This window comes from Thermoanaerobacterium calidifontis (genome assembly GCF_055381745.1).
In genome coordinates, this window is sequence record NZ_AP042436.1 from 780,301 (window position 1) to 799,135 (window position 18,835).

The window sequence follows — 18,835 nt, forward strand, 5'->3', positions numbered from 1 at the left end:
TACAGGGTCTTTCGGTGATTCGCCATTTGCCGAAAATGTGCTTTTTGGTGGTGGAGATACAGAGAAACCATGTATTTTTATGTGTATCTCCAGGTCCTGTTGAAATAAACTAAAAAATTTACATTGATTTATCTGTTTTTTATCCTTTTAAAACTGCAAAAAGTATTTTGGATCAGGTAGGACTTAAACTTGATTGAGTTTTACCCCCCCTCCCTGAAAACAAGCCAAAAGGAGGCTTTTAGATGAAAGAAACATATATTTATCCTGCTATATTTGATTATGCCTCTGACGGTATTTCTGTCAGTTTTCCCGATTTACCTGGCTGTTTTACATGTGGAGATAATGAAGAAGAAGCTGTAAGAAATGCAAAAGAGGCTATGGCACTTCATATTTCAGGTATGGAAGATGATGGAGATGTTATACCAGAGCCAACTCCTATTTCTAAAATAAAAGTAGAAGATAATCAAATTGTTGTTCCGATAGAAGTATGGATGCCATACTATAGAAGTAATATTAAAACTGTTTATGTAAAGAAAACACTGACAATACCATCATGGCTCAATAGTATCGCCGAAAGAAGCAAAATAAACTTTTCACAGGTGCTTCAAGAAGCTCTTAAAGAAAAATTAGGGATTAGAGAATATAAGCAATAGGCACTCTAAATGGGTGCTTTATTTTTTTATGATTATTCACTATTAAGAGATTATCACAACAAAATAACTTTCATAATTTTCATAGAAGATGGCTACAAGATTTTAATAATTTCTTGAGGCGTTTAAAAAAATGAAAAACATCTTGACTTGGAGTTGACTCAAAGGATTATCATGATATTAACATGTAACAAATGATGTACCTATAAATGTTTTTATAGGCGGAGCACCTGCAAAAAAATAATTAAGAAAATATAAAAGTATTTAGGAGGGAAGTTTTACGATGAAAAAACAAACGGCAGGCAGAGATGCCCTTGGCTCATTTGCCCCAAAATTTGCTGAATTAAACGATGATGTTCTTTTTGGAGAGGTTTGGTCTAGAATGGAGTGAATTTTATTAGGGATAGAAATGAATTAGAAAAGATATCTGATTTTCCATTAGGTGAGGAAAATGTAGCATTTGCACAATATTTTACTGGAAAGAGCTATTTAAGCCTCTTAAATGATAAAGAAGTAAATATTCATAATGTTACGTTCGAACCTGGATGCCGAAACAATTGGCATATACATCATGGCTGTGGTCAGATACTTATATGTGTTGGTGGGCATGGCTTATATCAAGAAGCTGGGAAAGATGCACGACTATTAAAAAGCGGCGATGTAGTATATATACCACCGGAGATTAAGCATTGGCACGGCGCTGTCAAGGATGAAGGGTTTGCACATCTATCATTAACAGTTCCGACGGAAGGAGCAAACACTGAATGGTGTGAACCGGTTACCGATGAAGAATATGACAAATTACTTTGAAATTTTTAAATAAAGTGTTTGTTTCTGAATGCATTAAATGCAGACTATGATTGGAATCGACGAATGGTTGTTTGTGATCCTAAATGTTGGGAAGGAAAAGCCATCCGGTAAGCTAGATGGCTGAAGTCTTATATGCTTTTCAGAAAGTCGCCGGGTAATACAGCTCTGACTGGCGAGTTGACGAAGTCCTTAATGTTCCGGGTAATGATGCATTCCATTTTCCTGCGCTTGGCGCATGCGGCAAGCAAGGCATCATCATAATCTTCAATGGGCAGCTCAAGCGCCTTCTCGCAGTCGGAGCCAGTGACGTCAAGGATGTTGAAGATTTTTATGATTTTATATATTTCCTGCTTGCACCGCTTCTTGTCGTGCAGATATTTGTGTAGAAGGTAATAGATATCCGTAATGGAGCTTGCGGTTATATGCACGTTGATTTTTTCCTCGGCGGCCATAATAAACAATTTTTGCGCGTCTTCAGCGAAAGGCGAGCGGGAAAGCATGGCGTCCAGCATGACGTTGGTATCAATTAATACGTTCATGACGGCTCAAGCGCTCCTCTCTCGCCTGCTCCAAAGAAGCATCGGCAGGCAGTATACCAAACAAGGATTTTGCCATTTCAACTTTGTCCTGTTTTGTGTTTGTAAGCTTGGCAATGGCTTTGCCGTTTTTTGTAATATATATGTCCTCTTTGGAGGCAAGGGCGAGATACTTTCCAATATTGTTCTTAAATTCGGTTGCTGTTATTTGCATAGTGATACCTCCTTGTACAAAATTCATTATTTCAATTTCCTAATATTATTATACAAAGATAAGATTAAAATTATCAATAATAATCGAACAATTTTATTTTTACAATCGTACAGTATATGTGATCAAAATTTCAGAGGATAGGTTTCCTACAATGAGTGTGAGGCATGCGCAAAAACTGGGTATATAACATATCATAAAAATTATTTTTTTATGATAACTCAAAGAATATTTGTTGAAAACCTCTTGACTTAGAGTTAACTCAAAGGCTTATCATTATATTAATACATAATTATATCCTTAAAGTATTGATTTAAAGAGGTGAGTAGAAATGAATAAATTTAATGACAAAAAAATTTTAATAGCCTATTTTTCAAGAGAAGGAGGCAATTATGTCAGTGGTCGCATTGTGAATTTGTCAGTTGGAAATACGGAAGTTGTAGCTAAAATGATTCAGAAAATAACCGGCGGTGAACTGTTCCGCATTAACACGGTAAAAAAATATCCTGATGATTATACAGAAGCTACAAAAGTTGCTCAGCAAGAATTACGTGATAATGCAAGACCTGAGCTTTCAGAATATCTTGATAATATTGACGACTATGAAATTATCATATTATGCTATCCCAATTGGTGGGGAACTATGCCTATGCCTGTATTTACTTTTCTTGAGAAATATGACTTTACCGAAAAAACCATTCTTCCGGTCTGTACACATGAAGGAAGTGGTTTGGGACACAGCGAAAGCGATATAAGAAAGACTTGTCCAAATGCAAGGCTTGAAAAAGGGCTTGCTATAAAAGGTAGCAATGTACATTCAGATCAGCCTGAGATTGAGAAATGGCTGCAAAAATACATAAATAATTTTGAGGAGGAAAAGTAAAATGGAATATTCAAAATTAGGAAATTCTGATATTCTTGTTTCTCGTATTTGCGTAGGTTGCATGAGCTTTGGTGATACGTCAAGTAATTTTCATGCATGGACACTAAACGCTGAAGATAGTGAAGCAATAATCAAACATGCTCTTGATCTTGGCATAAATTTTTTTGACACTGCAAATGTATAATTCTGGCGGTACCAGTGAAGAATATCTTGGCCGTGCGATAAAGAACAATATAGCTCGTGATAAGGTAGTTATAGCTACTAAAGTTTATTTTAACGAAGGCAAACTTTCAAAAAAAGCGATACTTCGTGAGATTGACGGCTCACTAAAACGTTTGGGCACAGATTACGTTGATCTTTACATTATACATCGGTTTGATTACGACACACCGATAGAGGAAACGATGGAAGCACTTGACAGTCTTGTCAAGGCAGGAAAGGTGAGAGCTCTCGGCGCTTCAGCAATGTATGGCTACCAATTTTACAATATGCAGCTTTCTGCCGAGAAGAACGGTTGGACAAAGTTTGTTTCAATGCAGAATCACTACAATCTGCTTTACCGTGAGGATGAGCGGGAACTTATTCCGATTTGCAAGCAAATGAATGTTGCACTTACTCCATACAGTCCACTTGCTGCTGGAAGGCTTTCACGTCTTGAATGGAAGGCAGATACGAAACGAAGCCAGACAGATAAAACTGCAATGTCAAAGTACGATAGTACCCAAGAGACAGACTATGGAATAGTGCTTCGCGTAAATGAACTTGCTAAGAAGTATGATGTAACAATGACGCAAATTTCTCTTGCATGGCATTTTGCTAAGGGAGTTACAGCGCCAATTATTGGTGCAACAAAGGCAAAGTATTTAGACGACGCTGTAGGTGCTCTCAATGTAAGACTTACAGACGATGACATTGCTTACCTTGAGGAACTGTATGTTCCACACAAAATAGTCGGTGCACTTTAATTCTTGATTTTAAATTAATGTATTTGAAAGGGGTATTTGTATGCAAAAAGTAGTTTTAAATAATGGCGTGGAAATGCCAATTTTAGGATTTGGCGTTTATCAAATAAATGATGCTAACGAGTGTGAACGTTGTGTTCTGGATGCAATTGAAGCAGGGTATCGTCTTATTGATACTGCTGCATCATACGGCAATGAAGAAGCTGTAGGAAAAGCAATAAAAAAGAGTGGTGTTCCGAGAGAAGAACTTTTTATTACTACAAAACTTTGGGTTCAAGATGCCGGTTATGAAAACACTAAAAAAGCTTTTGAAAAATCGCTTAAAAATCTTCAGCTTGATTATCTTGACCTTTATTTGATTCATCAACCGTTTGGCGATGTCTATGGCTCATGGCGTGCTATGGAGGAGCTGTACCGTGAGGGGAAAGTCAGAGCAATTGGAGTAAGCAACTTTTATCCAGACAGGCTTGTTGATTTAATCCTCAACAATGAAATACTTCCCGCGGTAAATCAAGTAGAAACGCATCCATTTTGCCAGCAAATTGACAGCCAAAAAATAATGAAAGAATACAAAGTACAAATAGAATCATGGGGTCCTTTTGCCGAGGGCCGAAACAACATGTTTCAAAATGAAGTGCTGGTATCGCTGGCCCAAAAGCACGGTAGATCGGTTGCTCAAATTATATTGCGTTGGCTTGTACAAAGGGGAGTTGTTGCAATTCCAAAATCAGTGCGTAAGGAAAGGATTATTGAAAATTTCAACATATTTGATTTTGAACTTTCTGCAGAAGATATGGATAAAATTGCGACACTGGATAAGAAAGAAAGTGCATTCTTTTCACACAGGGACCCTGAAGTCGTAAAATGGATTTGTTCATTAAAGAGATAAGCTATTAAAGTGGGTATTGAAATGGAACTTTATGCGAGGGAAATACAAAGGCTATAGCAAAAAAGATTAGTTGAGATTAGGAGGAAATAGTGTGAAGGTATTACTTATTAACGGAAGCCCTAATGAGAAAGGATGCACATATACAGCTTTGAGCGAAGTAGTGAAAACTTTGACAGAACAAGGAATTGAAACAGAAATTGTCCATGTGGGGAATAAGGATATCAGAGGATGTATCGGATGCCGCAGATGCAAAACCACGGGCAAATGCGTGTTTAATGATGTTGTAAATGAAATAGCACCTAAATTTGAGGAAGCCGATGGCGTTATAATTGGATCACCTGTATATTACGCATCGGCGAATGGAACGCTTATATCTTTTTTAGACCGTCTTTTTTATAGTGTGCCATTTGATAAAACCATGAAGGTAGGAGCCGCAGTTGTTTCGGCAAGGAGAGGCGGATGTTCAGCAACCTTTGATGAAATCAATAAATATTTTACAATTTCAGGTATGCCAATTGCTTCAAGTCAATATTGGAACAGTGTTCATGGATATACGCCAGATGATGTCTGAAAAGACGAAGAAGGACTGCAAACAATGCGCACACTAGGCAAAAATATGGCATTTTTAATCAAGAGTATTGCATTAGGCAAAGAAAAGTTTGGATTGCCAGAAAAAGAGCAGCGGATTGCTACCAATTTTATTCGATGAAAAAATTTAAAAGAGAAATGAATGTGATCGCGATGTAAGAATATATAAATGGACAAAAGTGAGTTTAGCTTTTTGGAGCTTTTACCGATTGTAACCATGGTCAAGGGCTGGCTGTTATCCACCCTGCCTACTATCGCCATATCGTGAAAGATGCGGAGGAAAAATTTACTCGGTTTGCAAAGATCGTGTTTAATGTTGATAATGCTAAAGCAGGTATTGACGCTCTGACCGACTTTATCAAGGAGTGCGGATTGCCAACAAAAATGGGGCATCTGAAATCTAAAGTGGAGATTACACCAGAGGTGCTGCGTAAAGTAGCCGATACCTGCAATATCATAAAATATAATCTGCGTGAACTGAGCAGGGATGAAATTTATGAAATCCTGATGGAATGCTTGTGATGAAGGAGTATTGTGTCAACAGAGCAAATGCTTATCTTTAGTATGATAATGTTTTTTTAAAACCTAAAAATACTTGAAAATATATTTGAAGCTTTAAAAAAGGAGAGAATAAAACATTATGAAGAAATTAGGCTTTGGATTGATGCGCCTGCCATTATTAGACAATAACGATCAGTCAAGTAAAAAGGCACTCTCGCGACAGTTTTACTTTGACAACAAAAATGCCCACAATGTTTCTGAAAACAAAACAAGATATGGAGCGTATTTTTAATGAACAGCTTGAAAAATGCGGCGTTGAGTATTTTGATTATTATCTGCTTAGTAGCTTATTTTTCATGTACTGGTACAACAAAAAGTGTGGCGGAAATTCTTGCTGATGTAGCTGGAGCTGACCTTTATGAAATCAAGCCTGAGGTACCTTATACCAATGCAGACCTTAATTGGATGGACAAGAAAAGCCGTAGTTCGGTGGAAATGAAAGATCCGTCCTCACGGCCTGCTATTGCAGGCAAAGTTTCCAACATGATGGAGTATGAAGTTGTCTTTGTTGGATTTCCCATATGGTGGTATACGGCACCAAACATTATAAATACATTTTTGGAAAGCTATGATTTTTCAGGGAAAACTATCATACCATTTGCCACTTCTGGAGGAAGCGGTTTTGGGAAAACGGTGGAAAAACTTAAAAATAGTGTTTCGCAGAGGCAAAAATTAAGGAAGGTAGGATTTTAAATGGCAAGCCATCCAGAGGAGAGCTTGCTTCATGGGTAAAACATCTTGGTTTGTAAATAAAATAAAAAGATGATTTTGCTACTTGATAACAATTAGTTTTTATTCACAAACAGTTAGATTGTTATTAAAAACCTTCTGTATGCAGGGTTTTTCTTGATGCACAATTTTTGTTGGTATAAAGAATAACCCTGTTTTTTATATATTGACAAATAAAAACATGAAGGGGGTTAAAGAATTTTACATTCTCACGGCTGACTTTAAACACTGTAATTATGATATAATATTTGTTATTAGGAGGTAATAATTTATGACGATTGCAGAAGTAAGTGAAAAATACGATATATCACAAGATACACTTCGCTATTATGAACGGATTGGATTGATTCCTCCTGTGAACCGCAATAAAAGCGGAAACAGGGATTATACAGAGGAAGACTGTAAGTGGGTTGAATTTATCAAATGTATGAGGAATGCAGGTCTTTCAATTGAAGTATTAATTGAATATGTTTCGCTGGTGGAAAAAGGTGACGAAACTATTGAGGCAAGGAAAGAACTTCTAATTGAGCAGCGCAATCATCTAATAAAAAAAATAGAAGACATGAATAAAACATTAGAGCGATTAAACTATAAAATTGAAGTGTATGAGAGATTATTGGTTGAGAAAGAGAAAGAGCTAAAAAATGCGAAATAGAAATAAATTGAGATTTATTGTAAATGGGGATCTTTTAATGTTGTTTTATTTGGAGAAATTGCAGTCATATATTATAATGAAGAAAAAGGCATCTGTCTAAATGCACTTTAGGAGGAAATTTATGTTATATATAGGATGTCACTTATCAGTTTCAAATGGATATAAAGCAATGGCGGAGGAAGCGTTAAAGCTTGATGCCAATACACTGCAATTTTTCACGAGAAATCCAAGGGGTAGCAAGGCGAAGGATATTGATGAGAATGACTGCAATTCGTTTTTAGAAATTGCGGACAAAAATAATTTTTCTAAGGTTGTCGCACATGCACCATATACTCTGAATCCGTCTTCACCAGATGATAGGACGAGGGAGTTTGCCAAAGAAGTAATGGCGGACGATCTTATGCGGTTAGAGTATCTTTCAGGCAATCTTTATGATTTTCACCCGGGAAGCCATGTGAAGCAAGGTGCTCAAAAGGGCATAGACTATACTGTTGAAACGTTAAATCAAATATTAAAGCCAAATCAGTCTACGATTGTACTTTTAGAGACGATGGCAGGAAAAGGGACCGAAATAGGCCGGTCTTTTGACGAACTGAAGCAGATTTTAGATAGAGTAGAGCTTCAAGAAAAAATAGGTGTGTGCTTTGACACATGCCATGTTTATGATGCAGGTTATGACATAGTAAATAATCTCGATGGAGTGTTAGAGGAGTTTGACAAAATCATAGGGTTAGATAAACTTTTTGCTATACACTTAAATGATAGCAAAAATCCTATAGGCAGCCATAAAGACAGGCATGAGAAGATCGGCAAAGGATATATAGGTATAGATGCTATAGCAAAAGTCATAAATCACCCAAGTTTAAAACACCTGCCATTTATATTGGAGACGCCCAATGATCTTGAAGGTTACGGAGAGGAAATAAAGCTCTTGAGAAGCCTTTATAATGATTGATTTTTGATTTGAGGGATTTGTATGTTTGACGTATGTTTATTGGGTACAGGAGGTATGATGCCTGTGCCAGGAAGAAACCTATCCTCTTTAATATTGAGGTATGGTGGTGTTTCTATATTGGTGGACTGTGGTGAAGGCACACAAGTTCCACTTCAAAAATTAGGATGGGGTTTTTTGAATATAGATACGATATTTTTCACTCATTATCATGCAGACCACATTATGGGGCTTCCTGGCATAATATATCAGATGATAAACCAAGAGCGGAAAAAGAAGCTTAATTTAATAGGGCCTGAAGGGATAGATGTATTGAAAAATCTTTTAAATGTTCTTTTTGTGGAGATGCCGTTTGAAGTTGAATATACTGAATTAAAAGATGAAGATTCATTAAATGTGGGTGGAATAGCAGTAAAAAATGCTGTAATGCAACATACATCATTGTGCTTCGCTTACAGCTTTGAAGTCAAAAGACTTCCGAAATTTGATGCAAAAAAAGCGAAGGAATTAAACATACCCGTTGAATACTGGCACAGACTTCAGCACGGTGAAAGTATTGCAAAAGATGGCAACATCATGTATACACCTGAAATGGTGTTAGGTTCCGATAGAAAGGGATTAAAGGTAAGTTACTCTACCGACACTCGCCCTACAAAAGACCTCATAAAACTTGCTGAGAATAGCGATCTTTTCATTGGGGAAGGAATGTACGGCGATCCGTCAGATGCAGAAAAAGCAGTAAAAAAATACCATTCCACGTTTTTAGAGACGGCTTTGGTGGCGAAAGAAGCCAATGTGAAAGAGCTTTGGCTGACGCATTTTAGTCCTTCATTGAAAAATCCAGACAAATATCTAAAGTACGCTAAGGATGTATTTGAAAATAGCGTTGTCGGATTTGATATGATGACAAAAGAACTGCGCTTTAAAAACTCATAAAAATAGTTTCATTTATGTTGGAAAATGATAAAATAAAGTATAGACATTTGCTTAAAATAATTTTTATGATATAATAAATAGAAGTTATTAACGCAAACAAATGAATAGGAGGATTTACTTAATGAGCAGTAATCTTAAAAAAATAGAGAACAGTGTTGCAACAATCGAGTTAAATATTCCAAAGGAAAAATTTGAAGAAGGATTAAACTTTTCATACAAAAAAAATGTAGGTAGATTTAATATACCAGGCTTTAGGCGTGGAAAGGCTCCGAGGATTATCGTAGAGAAGTATTACGGCGAGGGTGTGCTTTATGAAGACGCTATAGAGCACGTATTTCCAGATGCATATCAAGAAGCTATTGACTCTTTTAAATTGGAACCGATAGACAACCCAACAATTGACATTTTGCAGATTGGGAAGGGTCAAGATCTTATCATAGAGGCAGTAGTGCCAGTATTGCCCGATGTAGAGCTTGGACAGTACAAGGGTATAGAAGTCAAAAAAGTAGAGTATAATGTTAAAGACGAAGACATTAATAATAGACTTGAACAGATGAGACAGAGGAATGCGAGAGTAGTACCAGTAGAAGACAGAGCAGCTCAGATGGGCGATATAGTTGACATAAGCTTTGAAGGCTTCTTGGACGGCGTTCCATTTGAAGGAGGCAAAAGTGATAATTACTCATTAGAGTTAGGCTCTAAGACATTTATTCCAGGGTTTGAGGAGCAAATAGTTGGACACAATGTTAATGAGGAGTTTGACGTAAATGTAAAATTCCCTGAGGATTACAGAGCTGAAGAGTTAAAAGGAAAAGATGTAGTATTTAAAGTAAAATTGCTTTCAATAAAGCACAAAGAATTGCCGGAGCTAAATGATGATTTTGCAAAAGACGTAAGCGAGTTTGATACATTAGATGAATTGAAAGAGGACATAAAGAGAGAATTACAAGAACAGTATGATTTTAGCGCTAAAGAAGAAATGAAAGAAAATGCTGTAAAGGCAGTTGTTGAAAATTCTAAGGTTGATATACCAGAAATAATGATAGATAGACAAATTGACATATCTTTAAGAGATCTCGATTACAATTTGAGATATCAAGGATTGGATCTCGACAAATACTTAGAGATAACAGGCAAGAGCAAAGAAGATTTAAGGAAAGAAATGCACGATGATGCAGCTTTAAGAGTTAAGACACAATTGGTAGTTGATAAGATAGGGAAAATAGAGAATATAACAGCTACAGATGAAGAAGTAGATAAGAGACTTAATGAAATGGCAACAAATTACAATGTAAAAGTGGAAGATTTGAAGAAAGAGCTGACTGAGTCTCAGATAAACAATATAAAAGACGATATAGTCTACTTTAAGACGATTGACTTTATTTTTGAGAATAGTAAAATTATAGATAAAGAGGAGTGATATTATGAGCTTAGTACCTATTGTTGTAGAGCAAACAAATAGAGGAGAGCGCTCTTACGACATATATTCGAGGCTTTTAAAAGATAGGATAGTCTTCTTGGGTGAAGAGATAAACGACGTATCTGCAAGCCTCGTCGTTGCTCAGCTTTTATTTCTAGAGGGAGAAGATCCTGATAAGGATATTTGGCTTTATATAAATAGCCCTGGTGGTTCTATAACATCTGCATTCGCAATATACGATACGATGCAGTATATAAAACCTGATGTTGTCACGATGTGCGTCGGCATGGCAGCATCTGCAGGTGCATTCTTGCTTGCTGCAGGTGCAAAAGGCAAGAGATTTTCGCTTCCAAACAGTGAGATAATGATACACCAGCCATTAGGCGGCACACAAGGTCAAGCTACAGACATAAAGATTCACGCTGAGAGAATCATAAAAATGAAGCAAAAACTGAACAAGATATTGTCTGAGAGGACTGGACAACCACTAGAAAAAATTGAAAGAGATACAGAAAGGGACTTTTTCATGGACCCAGAAGAAGCAAAAGCTTATGGGCTCATTGATGATATATTAGTTAAGAGAAAATAGGCCCCGGAAGAGGTGAAAAAATGGCTAAATATGATAATCAAAAACAGTTAAAGTGCTCTTTTTGCGGGAAGTCACAGGATCAGGTAAAAAGATTAGTTGCCGGTCCAGGCGTATATATCTGTGACGAATGTATAGAGCTTTGCCAAGAAATCATCGATGAAGAATTTGAAGAAAACATCGATGTAGAAATAGGTGAACTTCCGAAGCCAAAGGAGATAAAAGAGTTTCTTGATCAATATGTAATTGGCCAAGACAAGGCAAAAAAGGCGTTAGCAGTAGCGGTTTACAACCATTATAAGAGGATCAACAGCAGAGTAAAATCTGACGATGTAGAGCTGCAGAAAAGCAATATTCTCATGTTAGGTCCTACTGGTTCTGGTAAGACGCTTCTTGCACAGACATTAGCAAGGATGCTTAATGTGCCATTTGCAATAGCAGATGCCACGTCACTTACAGAAGCAGGTTATGTAGGTGAAGATGTGGAGAACATCCTTCTTAAGCTTATACAGGCGGCAGATTATGACATAGAGAAAGCAGAAAAAGGCATTGTCTACATTGATGAGGTGGATAAGATAGCCAGAAAATCAGAGAATCCGTCAATTACAAGAGATGTTTCTGGTGAAGGCGTACAGCAAGCATTGCTAAAAATTTTGGAAGGGACTGTGGCAAATGTTCCGCCTCAAGGTGGGCGTAAACACCCTCATCAAGAATTCATACAGATCGATACCACGAATATTTTGTTCATTGTCGGCGGTGCGTTTGACGGCATTGAAAAGATAATAGAATCGAGGATAGGTAAAAAGTCATTAGGCTTTGGATCAGAGATTCAAAGCAAACAGGAAAAGAAGATAGGCGAAATTTTAAAAAATATCATGCCTGAAGATCTCTTAAAATTTGGTCTTATTCCAGAGTTTATCGGAAGGCTTCCAATTGTTGTGACACTTGATTCACTTGATAAAGATGCTTTGATACGCATACTGACAGAGCCTAAAAATGCATTAACGAAGCAGTATGAAAAGCTGTTTGAGCTAGATGGTGTGAAACTTGAATTTGACAAAAAAGCCTTAAGCGTTATTGCTCAAAAGGCAATAGACAGGAAGACCGGTGCGAGAGGACTGAGGTCCATACTTGAAGAGCTTATGCTTGACGTAATGTATGAGATACCATCCAGCGATAATATTGAGAAGTGCATTATAACAGAAGAAACAGTCTTGAATAATGCTCCACCTACGATTGTTTACTCAGAGTCGCAAAAGACAAAAAAGAGAGTCAAGAAATCTGAGTCTGTATCATAGTTAGTAAGTATATAAAAACCTCCTTCTATCACATAATATCAGATGTAGAAGGAGGTTTTTTATGACGCAAAATACTGTGATGTCGTACGAAGCAAGACAAAAATTCATTCAAATGCATCTTGATGAACCTCTTAAAGAAAAGTGTCGAGTACAAAAAGTTGATGATATTTTAGGACAAGATGATGCTGTGTCAAAGATATTAAATAATTTGCGATGCAAAAATCCTAAAAGCATGGTGCTAACTGGTCCGGGAGGTTCATGGAAAAGAGATATTTTAAGAGCGTGCTTTAAAGAGGTTAAAAGTGATGAAGAAAACTTCTTTAAAAGCGGAGAGTTCGTTGAATACTACCCTGATAAAAAGTACAATGATGATTTTATTCGCGATTCATTGTTTGGATATGTATTTGAAATAGATTTTGGCTCCTGTAAGATAAAAAAGATAAAGATGGGCCTTGTCACAAGGGCGAATAAGGGAATTCTTTACATTAATAATTTAGAAAAGTTGACGCCAGCCACTATTTTAAAGCTTTTGGATGTATTGAAATTAAAAAAAATGTACTATGAAGATAAGATGGTTTTAGATGCTCCGGAACATGTGAAGCGCTTTTTAAGAGAAGGACTTCCAGCAGATTTTTGCCTTGCTACTAATGTAGATGATGCTAAATTTGTACCAGATGAATTGATAGATTTATGCGAAATTGTTCAATTTAAGGAATACGATAAAAGAGTATTGATAGAGATAATCAAAAATGCTGCGTATAAAGGAATGTTTCATGTAGATGATGAAGTATGCATAAAAATTGCTGATGTTGCAAAAAATGGAGAAGATGCTGTAGGTATGCTTCAGCATTTGGCTATTAATGCGTTAAAGCATGGTAGAGATGAAATAATTGCAGATGATTTAAAAAGTGTGATTTTATAACTTTTGAGATTAGAATATTTTAATGTATAATATATTTATCATAAGGCAAATAGACAAAAGAGGTGACTTTATGGACAAAAAGTACATACTACCGATGGTTCCATTAAGAGGTATAACAGTGTTTCCGTACATGGTCATGCACTTTGATGTAGGTAGAGGAAAATCGGTTAAAGCTATTGAAGAAGCTATGCTACGAAATCAGCTTGTTTTTTTGGTTACGCAAAAACAAGCCGATATAGATGAACCTTCAATAGATGATATATATAATGTTGGTACGATATCAAAAGTAAAACAGATGCTGAGACTTCCAGGGGAAGTTGTAAGAGTTCTGGTGGAGGGTATATCCAGAGCAGAATTGAAAAATTTGATTAGCGATGAAAGCTTTTTTGAGGTAGAAGTTTTAGAAAAAATAGATTCAAAGGTAGAAAAAGACAGTGAGTTAGAAGCATTGATGAGAAGTGTAACATCAGCTTTTGAAGAATATATAAGCATTTCTTCAAAAATACCGTTAGATAGTATCTACAATGTTGTAACGATTGAAGAACCTGGGCGGTTAGCTGATGTAATAGCAGAACATTTAAGCTTAAGTCAAGACAAGAATCAAGAGCTTTTGGAGTGCTTTGATCCAAGAGAAAGATTGGAAAAATTATTAGGATTTATCTTAAAAGAGCTTGATATACTGGAAATTGAGAAAAAGATCAACATGATGGTTCACAAGCAGATAGACAAAAGCCAAAGAGAGTACTATTTAAGAGAGCAATTAAAGGCAATAAGAGCAGAACTCGGCGAAGCTGACGAGATTGATCAAGAAATAGACGAGTATGAAGAAAAAATCGAATCAAAGGATTTGCCTGATTATGTAAAAGAGAAAGTAAGAGAAGAGCTAAGAAGGTTAAGCAGGATGGGACCAGGTTATCAAGAGGGTTCTGTCATAAGGACGTACATCGATTGGCTTTTGGATCTCCCGTGGAATGAAGAAACGAAAGATGTGCTTGATATAAAAAGAGCTGAGAAAATATTAAATGAAGATCACTATGGATTGAAGAAAGTAAAAGAGAGGATTTTAGAGTTTTTGGCTGTGAGAAGTTTCCATGAGAAAATGAAAAGCCCGATTTTGTGCCTTGTAGGACCTCCAGGTGTAGGCAAGACTTCTTTAGGAAAGTCAATCGCAAGAGCCATGAACAGAAAATTTGTGCGGCTATCATTAGGTGGTGTAAGAGATGAGGCTGAGATAAGAGGTCACAGAAGGACATACGTCGGAGCCATACCAGGTGGCATAATAAATTCTTTGAAGATAGCAGGTTCAAAGAATCCAGTATTCCTTCTTGATGAGATCGATAAAATGAGCTCTGATTTTAGAGGTGATCCAGCATCGGCCATGCTGGAAGTCTTGGATCCGGAGCAGAATTCTACGTATAGAGATCACTACATAGATTTGCCATTTGATCTGTCAAAAGTGCTATTTGTGACTACAGCAAATACGCTTGATACGATACCGGCTCCACTTTTAGACAGAATGGAAGTCATATACATTTCTGGATATACAGAAGAAGAAAAGCTGAACATAGCTAAAGAGTATTTGATTCCAAAAATTCTAAAAGAGCACGGTGCTACGGAAGACATCATAAAGATACAAGATTCAGCAATCGTAGGCATAATCTCTGAGTACACCAGAGAAGCTGGTGTAAGGTCACTTGAGCAAAACATTGCAAAAGTAGTGCGAAAATCCATAAAGGCTATAGTAGAAGATAAAGAAAAGTCTATAAAGGTAGGCAAGAAAAACTTACAAAAGTATCTTGGAAAACCAATATACAGGATAGACAAGGCTAATCTGAAAGATAAAGTAGGCATGGTGACAGGACTGGCGTGGACAAGGGTAGGTGGTGATACACTTACTGTTGAAGCAACTACGATGCCTGGAAGTGGAAAACTTACATTGACAGGTCAGTTGGGAGATGTCATGAAAGAATCGGCACAAGCAGGTTTCAGCTACATAAGGTCAAATGCAGATGCATTAGGTATAGACAGCGATTTTTACAAAAATTTAGACATTCACATACATGTACCTGAAGGTGCAATACCGAAAGATGGCCCATCAGCAGGCATAACAATGGTGACAGCTATGGTATCTGCAATAAAGAAAGTTCCTGTAAAAGGCGATATTGCCATGACAGGTGAAATAACTCTTACTGGTAAAGTTTTGCCGATAGGTGGCTTAAAGGAAAAAGTATTGGCTGCCCACAGAGCAGGCATTTTTAAAGTAATTGCACCAGAAGACAACAAAAGAGATTTAGACGAGATACCACAAAGCGTCAAGAAAAAGATGGAATTTAAGTTTGTCTCGAATATAGACGAAGTTTTAAAACTGTCATTAGTAGGTGATGAACAAATATGAAGGTAAAGTCTATCGAACTTAAGGTTTCAGCATACAACAAGACACAGTACCCGAATGATGGACTTAAACAAATTGCAGTAATAGGCAGGTCCAACGTGGGGAAGTCGTCTTTCATAAATGCAATAGTAAACAGGAATAATTTTGCAAGGGTAAGCCAAAAACCTGGGAAGACACAAGGTATTAATTTCTACATTGTGAACAATTCTTTCTACTTAGTTGATCTTCCGGGTTATGGTTACGCAGAAGTATCGAAAGAGCTTAAGAAACAGTGGTCCATAAACATTGAAATGTACTTAAATACATCAGCATACTTAGTAGGTGCTATAATGTTAGTTGATATAAGGCATAAACCTACCGATGACGATGTCTTAATGGTTAACTACCTAAAAAACAGAAATATAGATTTTCAAGTAGTTGCTACAAAGTCCGATAAGCTAAAAAGATATGAGATACAGATGTCTTTGAAAGTTATATCTGAGACGCTTTCGGTTGATAAGGATAAGGTCATACCATTTTCTTCACTAAAAAAGACAGGTGTAGATGATGTCTACACCTACTTAGATTCAATTATTGAAGCCAATGAGTCAATTCAGTAAAATTTTTAATAAAATTATTGATTCTAACAACAATAATATTAAAGTATATAAAATGATTGACGATATAATGGTTGAGGCGAAAAAGCCAGAATTTTTGTTTTAATTAAGCATATATAAGTAAATAGGCGAATAATGATAAAGAGAAAAAATTCATGTTAAATTATTGCATGAAAATAGGATTTGAAATTTACATCATGAAGTATTATAATTGTATTTATCAATGAGCGAAAGGGGTGATATAAGTGGAAATAGGACAATCGGTAGTGTTTACGATCCCCATATTTGGAGGAATTCCAGTTACCACCACAGTCGTAGTTACGTGGATAATAATGGCTATATTGACGATAGCTTCCCTTATCGTCACTAGAGGTTGGAATCAAGTTCCTACAGGTGTACAGAATTTTGTTGAGACCATCATAGATGGCTTAAATTCTTTTACAAAAGATGCATTAGGAGAGTACTGGTCATCATTTGCACCGTACTTAGGGACTGTTGCCTTGTATCTGATACTTGCAAACACTATCGATTTATTTGGTTTGACACCTCCTACAAAAGACTTAAGCGCAACTTCAGCTTTGGCAATCATGTCTATCATAGTAGTCATAATTGCGTCGATTAAAGCCAAGGGCTTGAAAGGCTATGCAAAATCATTTTTCGAACCAATGCCATTCTTTTTCCCTATGAAGATTCTTGATATGTTTACAAGACCACTATCACTTGCAGCCAGGTTGTTTGGCAACATCATAGCAGCTTTTATAATCATGGGCTTAATAAGCAAAGTAGTACCAATAGTCGTACCGGCCATATTCAGCATATACTTTGACTTATTCGATGGTGCACTGCAGATGGTGGTGTTTGTATTTTTGACCATGCTTTATATTGAAGAAGCAGTTGAATAGTAATATAATTTAGATGATTTGTTGATAATTGAAATGTTTTAGCAAAAAATATAATTAAAATTAATTAAAAGGAGAGATGAAAATGAATTTATTGGCTATAGGAGCAGGAATAGCTGCAATTTCAGGTATTGGTGCAGGAATAGGTATAGGTATTGCTACAGGAAAGGCGGTTGAAGCTGTATCAAGACAGCCAGAATCAAGAGGCAGTGTAATGCAGTTTTTACTCCTTGGAGGTGCTTTGTCTGAAGCAACAGCTATTTATGGTCTTTTAGTTGCCTTTTTGATTATATTCTTCATGAAACCATAATGATACGAAAGAAGGTAATAAATTGAGCCTTATAAATCCGTATACTTTCATTTTCACCATAATAAATCTTGTCGTCTTATACTTGATATTGAGAAAATTTTTGTTTAAACCAGTCACGCAATTCATGGAGGAAAGGTCCCAGCGGATAAAAAATTCTCTGGACGAAGCAGATAGAAAGGTTCATGAAGCTAACGAATTAAAAGCGCAATATGAAGAAATATTGAAAAAAGCAGATGATGAAGGAAAAGCCATCATCGACAGAGCAGAAAAGTATGCAAAAGAAAAGGCAGAAAAGATCATAGAAGAGGCAAACATAGAGGCAAAAGCCATAATAGAAAGGGCAAAAGAAGAAGCCGAGACTGAAAAGATAAAGGCGATGCACGATCTTAGGGTTAGTTTGTCACACCTTATAATAGAAGCAGCCTCAAAGGCTATTGGCAATATCAACATCGATGACGACAAAATAATAAATGAGGTGGTTAAGGAGGCAGGTGCATCTTGGAACAAGTAATAGCAAAAAAATATGCACGTGCTCTTTTTAACGCCGCCAGAGGAAATGACAGCATCGAAAAATACTACAGTGAGCTTAAAAGCATATCTGAAATGTTAAAAAATAGACAAATATACAAAATTATTACAACAAGGGGCATCTACATCAAACAAAAGATGCGCTTGATAGATGACATCTTAAATGGTTATGATAAAGAAGTCATAAATTTTATAAAGCTCATCATATCAAAACACAGAGAACACATCTTTCAAGAGATATTTAATGAATATGAGAAACTGTACTTAGATTACAAAGGTATCGTAAATGCCACAGTAGTTTCTGCACACCCGCTTGACTCAAAAACACTTGAAGATATAAAAAGCAGATTGGAGTCTAATTTCAAGAAAACAGTCAATTTGAATCCTACAGTTGATGAGTCTATACTGGGTGGATTGAAGATTATGATAGGAAACAAAGTCATTGATGGTTCTATAAAAGGAAAACTTGAAACAATGCTTAAAAATTTAGTAAGTGCAAGTTGAAAAGACTTTAAAAATAGA

At 36.4% G+C, this 18,835-nt stretch carries 24 protein-coding genes and 1 pseudogene; 23 read left to right on the forward strand and 2 right to left on the reverse strand.

Translation table 11 applies throughout. The features are described 5' to 3' along the window. Positions 1-242: 242 nt before the first annotated feature. The gene (locus ACZ42G_RS03920) at positions 243-653 is read left to right on the forward strand and encodes a type II toxin-antitoxin system HicB family antitoxin (RefSeq protein WP_274892451.1); all 411 of its coding nucleotides are present in this window, start codon (positions 243-245) and stop codon (positions 651-653) included. A 384-nt stretch (positions 654-1,037) separates the two neighbouring features. After that, complete coding sequence (locus ACZ42G_RS03925; protein WP_464851511.1) at positions 1,038-1,460, forward strand: cupin domain-containing protein; 423 nt, start codon at positions 1,038-1,040, stop codon at positions 1,458-1,460. A 128-nt stretch (positions 1,461-1,588) separates the two neighbouring features. On the opposite strand, the gene ACZ42G_RS03930 is transcribed toward ACZ42G_RS03925, so the two are convergent. After that, the gene (locus ACZ42G_RS03930; protein WP_464851512.1) at positions 1,589-1,999 is read right to left on the reverse strand and encodes a PIN domain-containing protein; all 411 of its coding nucleotides are present in this window, start codon (positions 1,997-1,999) and stop codon (positions 1,589-1,591) included. After that, positions 1,983-2,210, reverse strand: a complete 228-nt coding sequence (locus tag ACZ42G_RS03935; RefSeq protein WP_013297379.1) for a type II toxin-antitoxin system Phd/YefM family antitoxin — start codon at positions 2,208-2,210, stop codon at positions 1,983-1,985. Before ACZ42G_RS03935 ends, ACZ42G_RS03930 begins: the two co-directional genes overlap by 17 nt. Positions 2,211-2,538: 328 nt before the next feature. Between ACZ42G_RS03935 and ACZ42G_RS03940 the strand changes: the two genes are divergently transcribed. From ACZ42G_RS03940 to atpH, 21 genes and pseudogenes are all read left to right on the forward strand, one after another. Further along, a complete protein-coding gene (locus ACZ42G_RS03940) occupies positions 2,539-3,090 on the forward strand; it encodes a flavodoxin (protein WP_464851514.1) in 552 nt (183 codons plus the stop codon). Positions 3,091-3,151: 61 nt separating this feature from the next. Then, positions 3,152-4,055 (forward strand): annotated as a pseudogene (locus ACZ42G_RS03945) (aldo/keto reductase). A 40-nt stretch (positions 4,056-4,095) separates the two neighbouring features. Beyond that, the gene (locus ACZ42G_RS03950; RefSeq protein WP_464851515.1) at positions 4,096-4,941 is read left to right on the forward strand and encodes an aldo/keto reductase; all 846 of its coding nucleotides are present in this window, start codon (positions 4,096-4,098) and stop codon (positions 4,939-4,941) included. Between the two features lie 91 nt (positions 4,942-5,032). Next, positions 5,033-5,512: a flavodoxin family protein gene (locus ACZ42G_RS03955; protein ID WP_464851517.1), complete on the forward strand. Its 480-nt coding sequence runs from the start codon at positions 5,033-5,035 to the stop codon at positions 5,510-5,512. 254 nt (positions 5,513-5,766) lie between these two features. Beyond that, entirely contained in the window at positions 5,767-6,051 is a 285-nt protein-coding gene (locus ACZ42G_RS03960; protein WP_464852108.1) for a hypothetical protein, read from the forward strand. A 118-nt stretch (positions 6,052-6,169) separates the two neighbouring features. Next, positions 6,170-6,322, forward strand: a complete 153-nt coding sequence (locus ACZ42G_RS03965; RefSeq protein WP_464852188.1) for a hypothetical protein — start codon at positions 6,170-6,172, stop codon at positions 6,320-6,322. Next, on the forward strand, positions 6,282-6,428 hold the full coding sequence (locus ACZ42G_RS03970) for a hypothetical protein (protein WP_464851519.1): 147 nt from the start codon (positions 6,282-6,284) through the stop codon (positions 6,426-6,428). The genes ACZ42G_RS03965 and ACZ42G_RS03970 overlap by 41 nt, the downstream gene beginning before the upstream one ends. Beyond that, on the forward strand, positions 6,409-6,783 hold the full coding sequence (locus ACZ42G_RS03975) for a flavodoxin (RefSeq protein ID WP_464851520.1): 375 nt from the start codon (positions 6,409-6,411) through the stop codon (positions 6,781-6,783). The genes ACZ42G_RS03970 and ACZ42G_RS03975 overlap by 20 nt, the downstream gene beginning before the upstream one ends. Positions 6,784-7,090: 307 nt before the next feature. After that, positions 7,091-7,474 carry a MerR family transcriptional regulator gene (locus tag ACZ42G_RS03980; RefSeq protein WP_464851521.1) on the forward strand — a complete coding sequence of 128 codons (384 nt, stop codon included), beginning with the start codon at positions 7,091-7,093 and terminating at the stop codon, positions 7,472-7,474. 121 nt (positions 7,475-7,595) lie between these two features. Continuing rightward, complete coding sequence (locus tag ACZ42G_RS03985) at positions 7,596-8,429, forward strand: deoxyribonuclease IV (protein WP_464851523.1); 834 nt, start codon at positions 7,596-7,598, stop codon at positions 8,427-8,429. 57 nt (positions 8,430-8,486) lie between these two features. Then, a complete protein-coding gene (locus ACZ42G_RS03990) occupies positions 8,487-9,362 on the forward strand; it encodes a ribonuclease Z (RefSeq protein WP_464852109.1) in 876 nt (291 codons plus the stop codon). 121 nt (positions 9,363-9,483) lie between these two features. Then, on the forward strand, positions 9,484-10,782 hold the full coding sequence (gene tig / locus ACZ42G_RS03995; RefSeq protein WP_014758294.1) for a trigger factor: 1,299 nt from the start codon (positions 9,484-9,486) through the stop codon (positions 10,780-10,782). A gap of 4 nt (positions 10,783-10,786) precedes the next feature. After that, on the forward strand, positions 10,787-11,371 hold the full coding sequence (clpP, locus tag ACZ42G_RS04000; RefSeq protein ID WP_014758295.1) for an ATP-dependent Clp endopeptidase proteolytic subunit ClpP: 585 nt from the start codon (positions 10,787-10,789) through the stop codon (positions 11,369-11,371). A gap of 20 nt (positions 11,372-11,391) precedes the next feature. Beyond that, on the forward strand, positions 11,392-12,666 hold the full coding sequence (clpX, locus tag ACZ42G_RS04005) for an ATP-dependent Clp protease ATP-binding subunit ClpX (protein WP_013788585.1): 1,275 nt from the start codon (positions 11,392-11,394) through the stop codon (positions 12,664-12,666). A gap of 61 nt (positions 12,667-12,727) precedes the next feature. Then, the gene (locus ACZ42G_RS04010) at positions 12,728-13,588 is read left to right on the forward strand and encodes a sigma 54-interacting transcriptional regulator (RefSeq protein ID WP_464851525.1); all 861 of its coding nucleotides are present in this window, start codon (positions 12,728-12,730) and stop codon (positions 13,586-13,588) included. Between the two features lie 70 nt (positions 13,589-13,658). Further along, positions 13,659-15,983 carry an endopeptidase La gene (lon, locus tag ACZ42G_RS04015; protein ID WP_464851526.1) on the forward strand — a complete coding sequence of 775 codons (2,325 nt, stop codon included), beginning with the start codon at positions 13,659-13,661 and terminating at the stop codon, positions 15,981-15,983. Then, positions 15,980-16,579, forward strand: a complete 600-nt coding sequence (gene yihA, locus ACZ42G_RS04020) for a ribosome biogenesis GTP-binding protein YihA/YsxC (protein ID WP_464851527.1) — start codon at positions 15,980-15,982, stop codon at positions 16,577-16,579. The genes lon and yihA overlap by 4 nt, the downstream gene beginning before the upstream one ends. Before the next feature lie 242 nt (positions 16,580-16,821). Beyond that, positions 16,822-17,478: a F0F1 ATP synthase subunit A gene (locus ACZ42G_RS04025; RefSeq protein ID WP_464851528.1), complete on the forward strand. Its 657-nt coding sequence runs from the start codon at positions 16,822-16,824 to the stop codon at positions 17,476-17,478. A gap of 82 nt (positions 17,479-17,560) precedes the next feature. After that, positions 17,561-17,785 carry an ATP synthase F0 subunit C gene (atpE, locus tag ACZ42G_RS04030; RefSeq protein WP_013788580.1) on the forward strand — a complete coding sequence of 75 codons (225 nt, stop codon included), beginning with the start codon at positions 17,561-17,563 and terminating at the stop codon, positions 17,783-17,785. A gap of 22 nt (positions 17,786-17,807) precedes the next feature. Beyond that, positions 17,808-18,296 (forward strand): F0F1 ATP synthase subunit B, encoded by a 489-nt coding sequence (gene atpF, locus ACZ42G_RS04035; RefSeq protein ID WP_013788579.1) that lies wholly within the window; start codon positions 17,808-17,810, stop codon positions 18,294-18,296. Next, a complete protein-coding gene (gene atpH, locus ACZ42G_RS04040) occupies positions 18,284-18,817 on the forward strand; it encodes an ATP synthase F1 subunit delta (RefSeq protein ID WP_464851530.1) in 534 nt (177 codons plus the stop codon). The genes atpF and atpH overlap by 13 nt, the downstream gene beginning before the upstream one ends. The last annotated feature ends 18 nt before the right edge of the window (positions 18,818-18,835 follow it).

Coding starts and splice junctions, on each gene's coding strand:
- atpE (WP_013788580.1), top strand. CDS start 17,561: ATGAATTTATTGGCTATAGGAGCAGGAATAGCTGCAATTTCAGGTATT.
- ACZ42G_RS03980 (WP_464851521.1), top strand. CDS start 7,091: ATGACGATTGCAGAAGTAAGTGAAAAATACGATATATCACAAGATACA.
- ACZ42G_RS03950 (WP_464851515.1), top strand. CDS start 4,096: ATGCAAAAAGTAGTTTTAAATAATGGCGTGGAAATGCCAATTTTAGGA.
- clpX (WP_013788585.1), top strand. CDS start 11,392: ATGGCTAAATATGATAATCAAAAACAGTTAAAGTGCTCTTTTTGCGGG.
- ACZ42G_RS03985 (WP_464851523.1), top strand. CDS start 7,596: ATGTTATATATAGGATGTCACTTATCAGTTTCAAATGGATATAAAGCA.
- ACZ42G_RS04010 (WP_464851525.1), top strand. CDS start 12,728: ATGACGCAAAATACTGTGATGTCGTACGAAGCAAGACAAAAATTCATT.
- ACZ42G_RS03930 (WP_464851512.1), bottom strand. CDS start 1,999: ATGAACGTATTAATTGATACCAACGTCATGCTGGACGCCATGCTTTCC.
- ACZ42G_RS03940 (WP_464851514.1), top strand. CDS start 2,539: ATGAATAAATTTAATGACAAAAAAATTTTAATAGCCTATTTTTCAAGA.
- ACZ42G_RS03935 (WP_013297379.1), bottom strand. CDS start 2,210: ATGCAAATAACAGCAACCGAATTTAAGAACAATATTGGAAAGTATCTC.
- ACZ42G_RS03920 (WP_274892451.1), top strand. CDS start 243: ATGAAAGAAACATATATTTATCCTGCTATATTTGATTATGCCTCTGAC.
- lon (WP_464851526.1), top strand. CDS start 13,659: ATGGACAAAAAGTACATACTACCGATGGTTCCATTAAGAGGTATAACA.
- clpP (WP_014758295.1), top strand. CDS start 10,787: ATGAGCTTAGTACCTATTGTTGTAGAGCAAACAAATAGAGGAGAGCGC.
- ACZ42G_RS03990 (WP_464852109.1), top strand. CDS start 8,487: ATGCCTGTGCCAGGAAGAAACCTATCCTCTTTAATATTGAGGTATGGT.
- ACZ42G_RS03970 (WP_464851519.1), top strand. CDS start 6,282: ATGTTTCTGAAAACAAAACAAGATATGGAGCGTATTTTTAATGAACAG.
- tig (WP_014758294.1), top strand. CDS start 9,484: ATGAGCAGTAATCTTAAAAAAATAGAGAACAGTGTTGCAACAATCGAG.
- ACZ42G_RS03965 (WP_464852188.1), top strand. CDS start 6,170: ATGAAGAAATTAGGCTTTGGATTGATGCGCCTGCCATTATTAGACAAT.
- yihA (WP_464851527.1), top strand. CDS start 15,980: ATGAAGGTAAAGTCTATCGAACTTAAGGTTTCAGCATACAACAAGACA.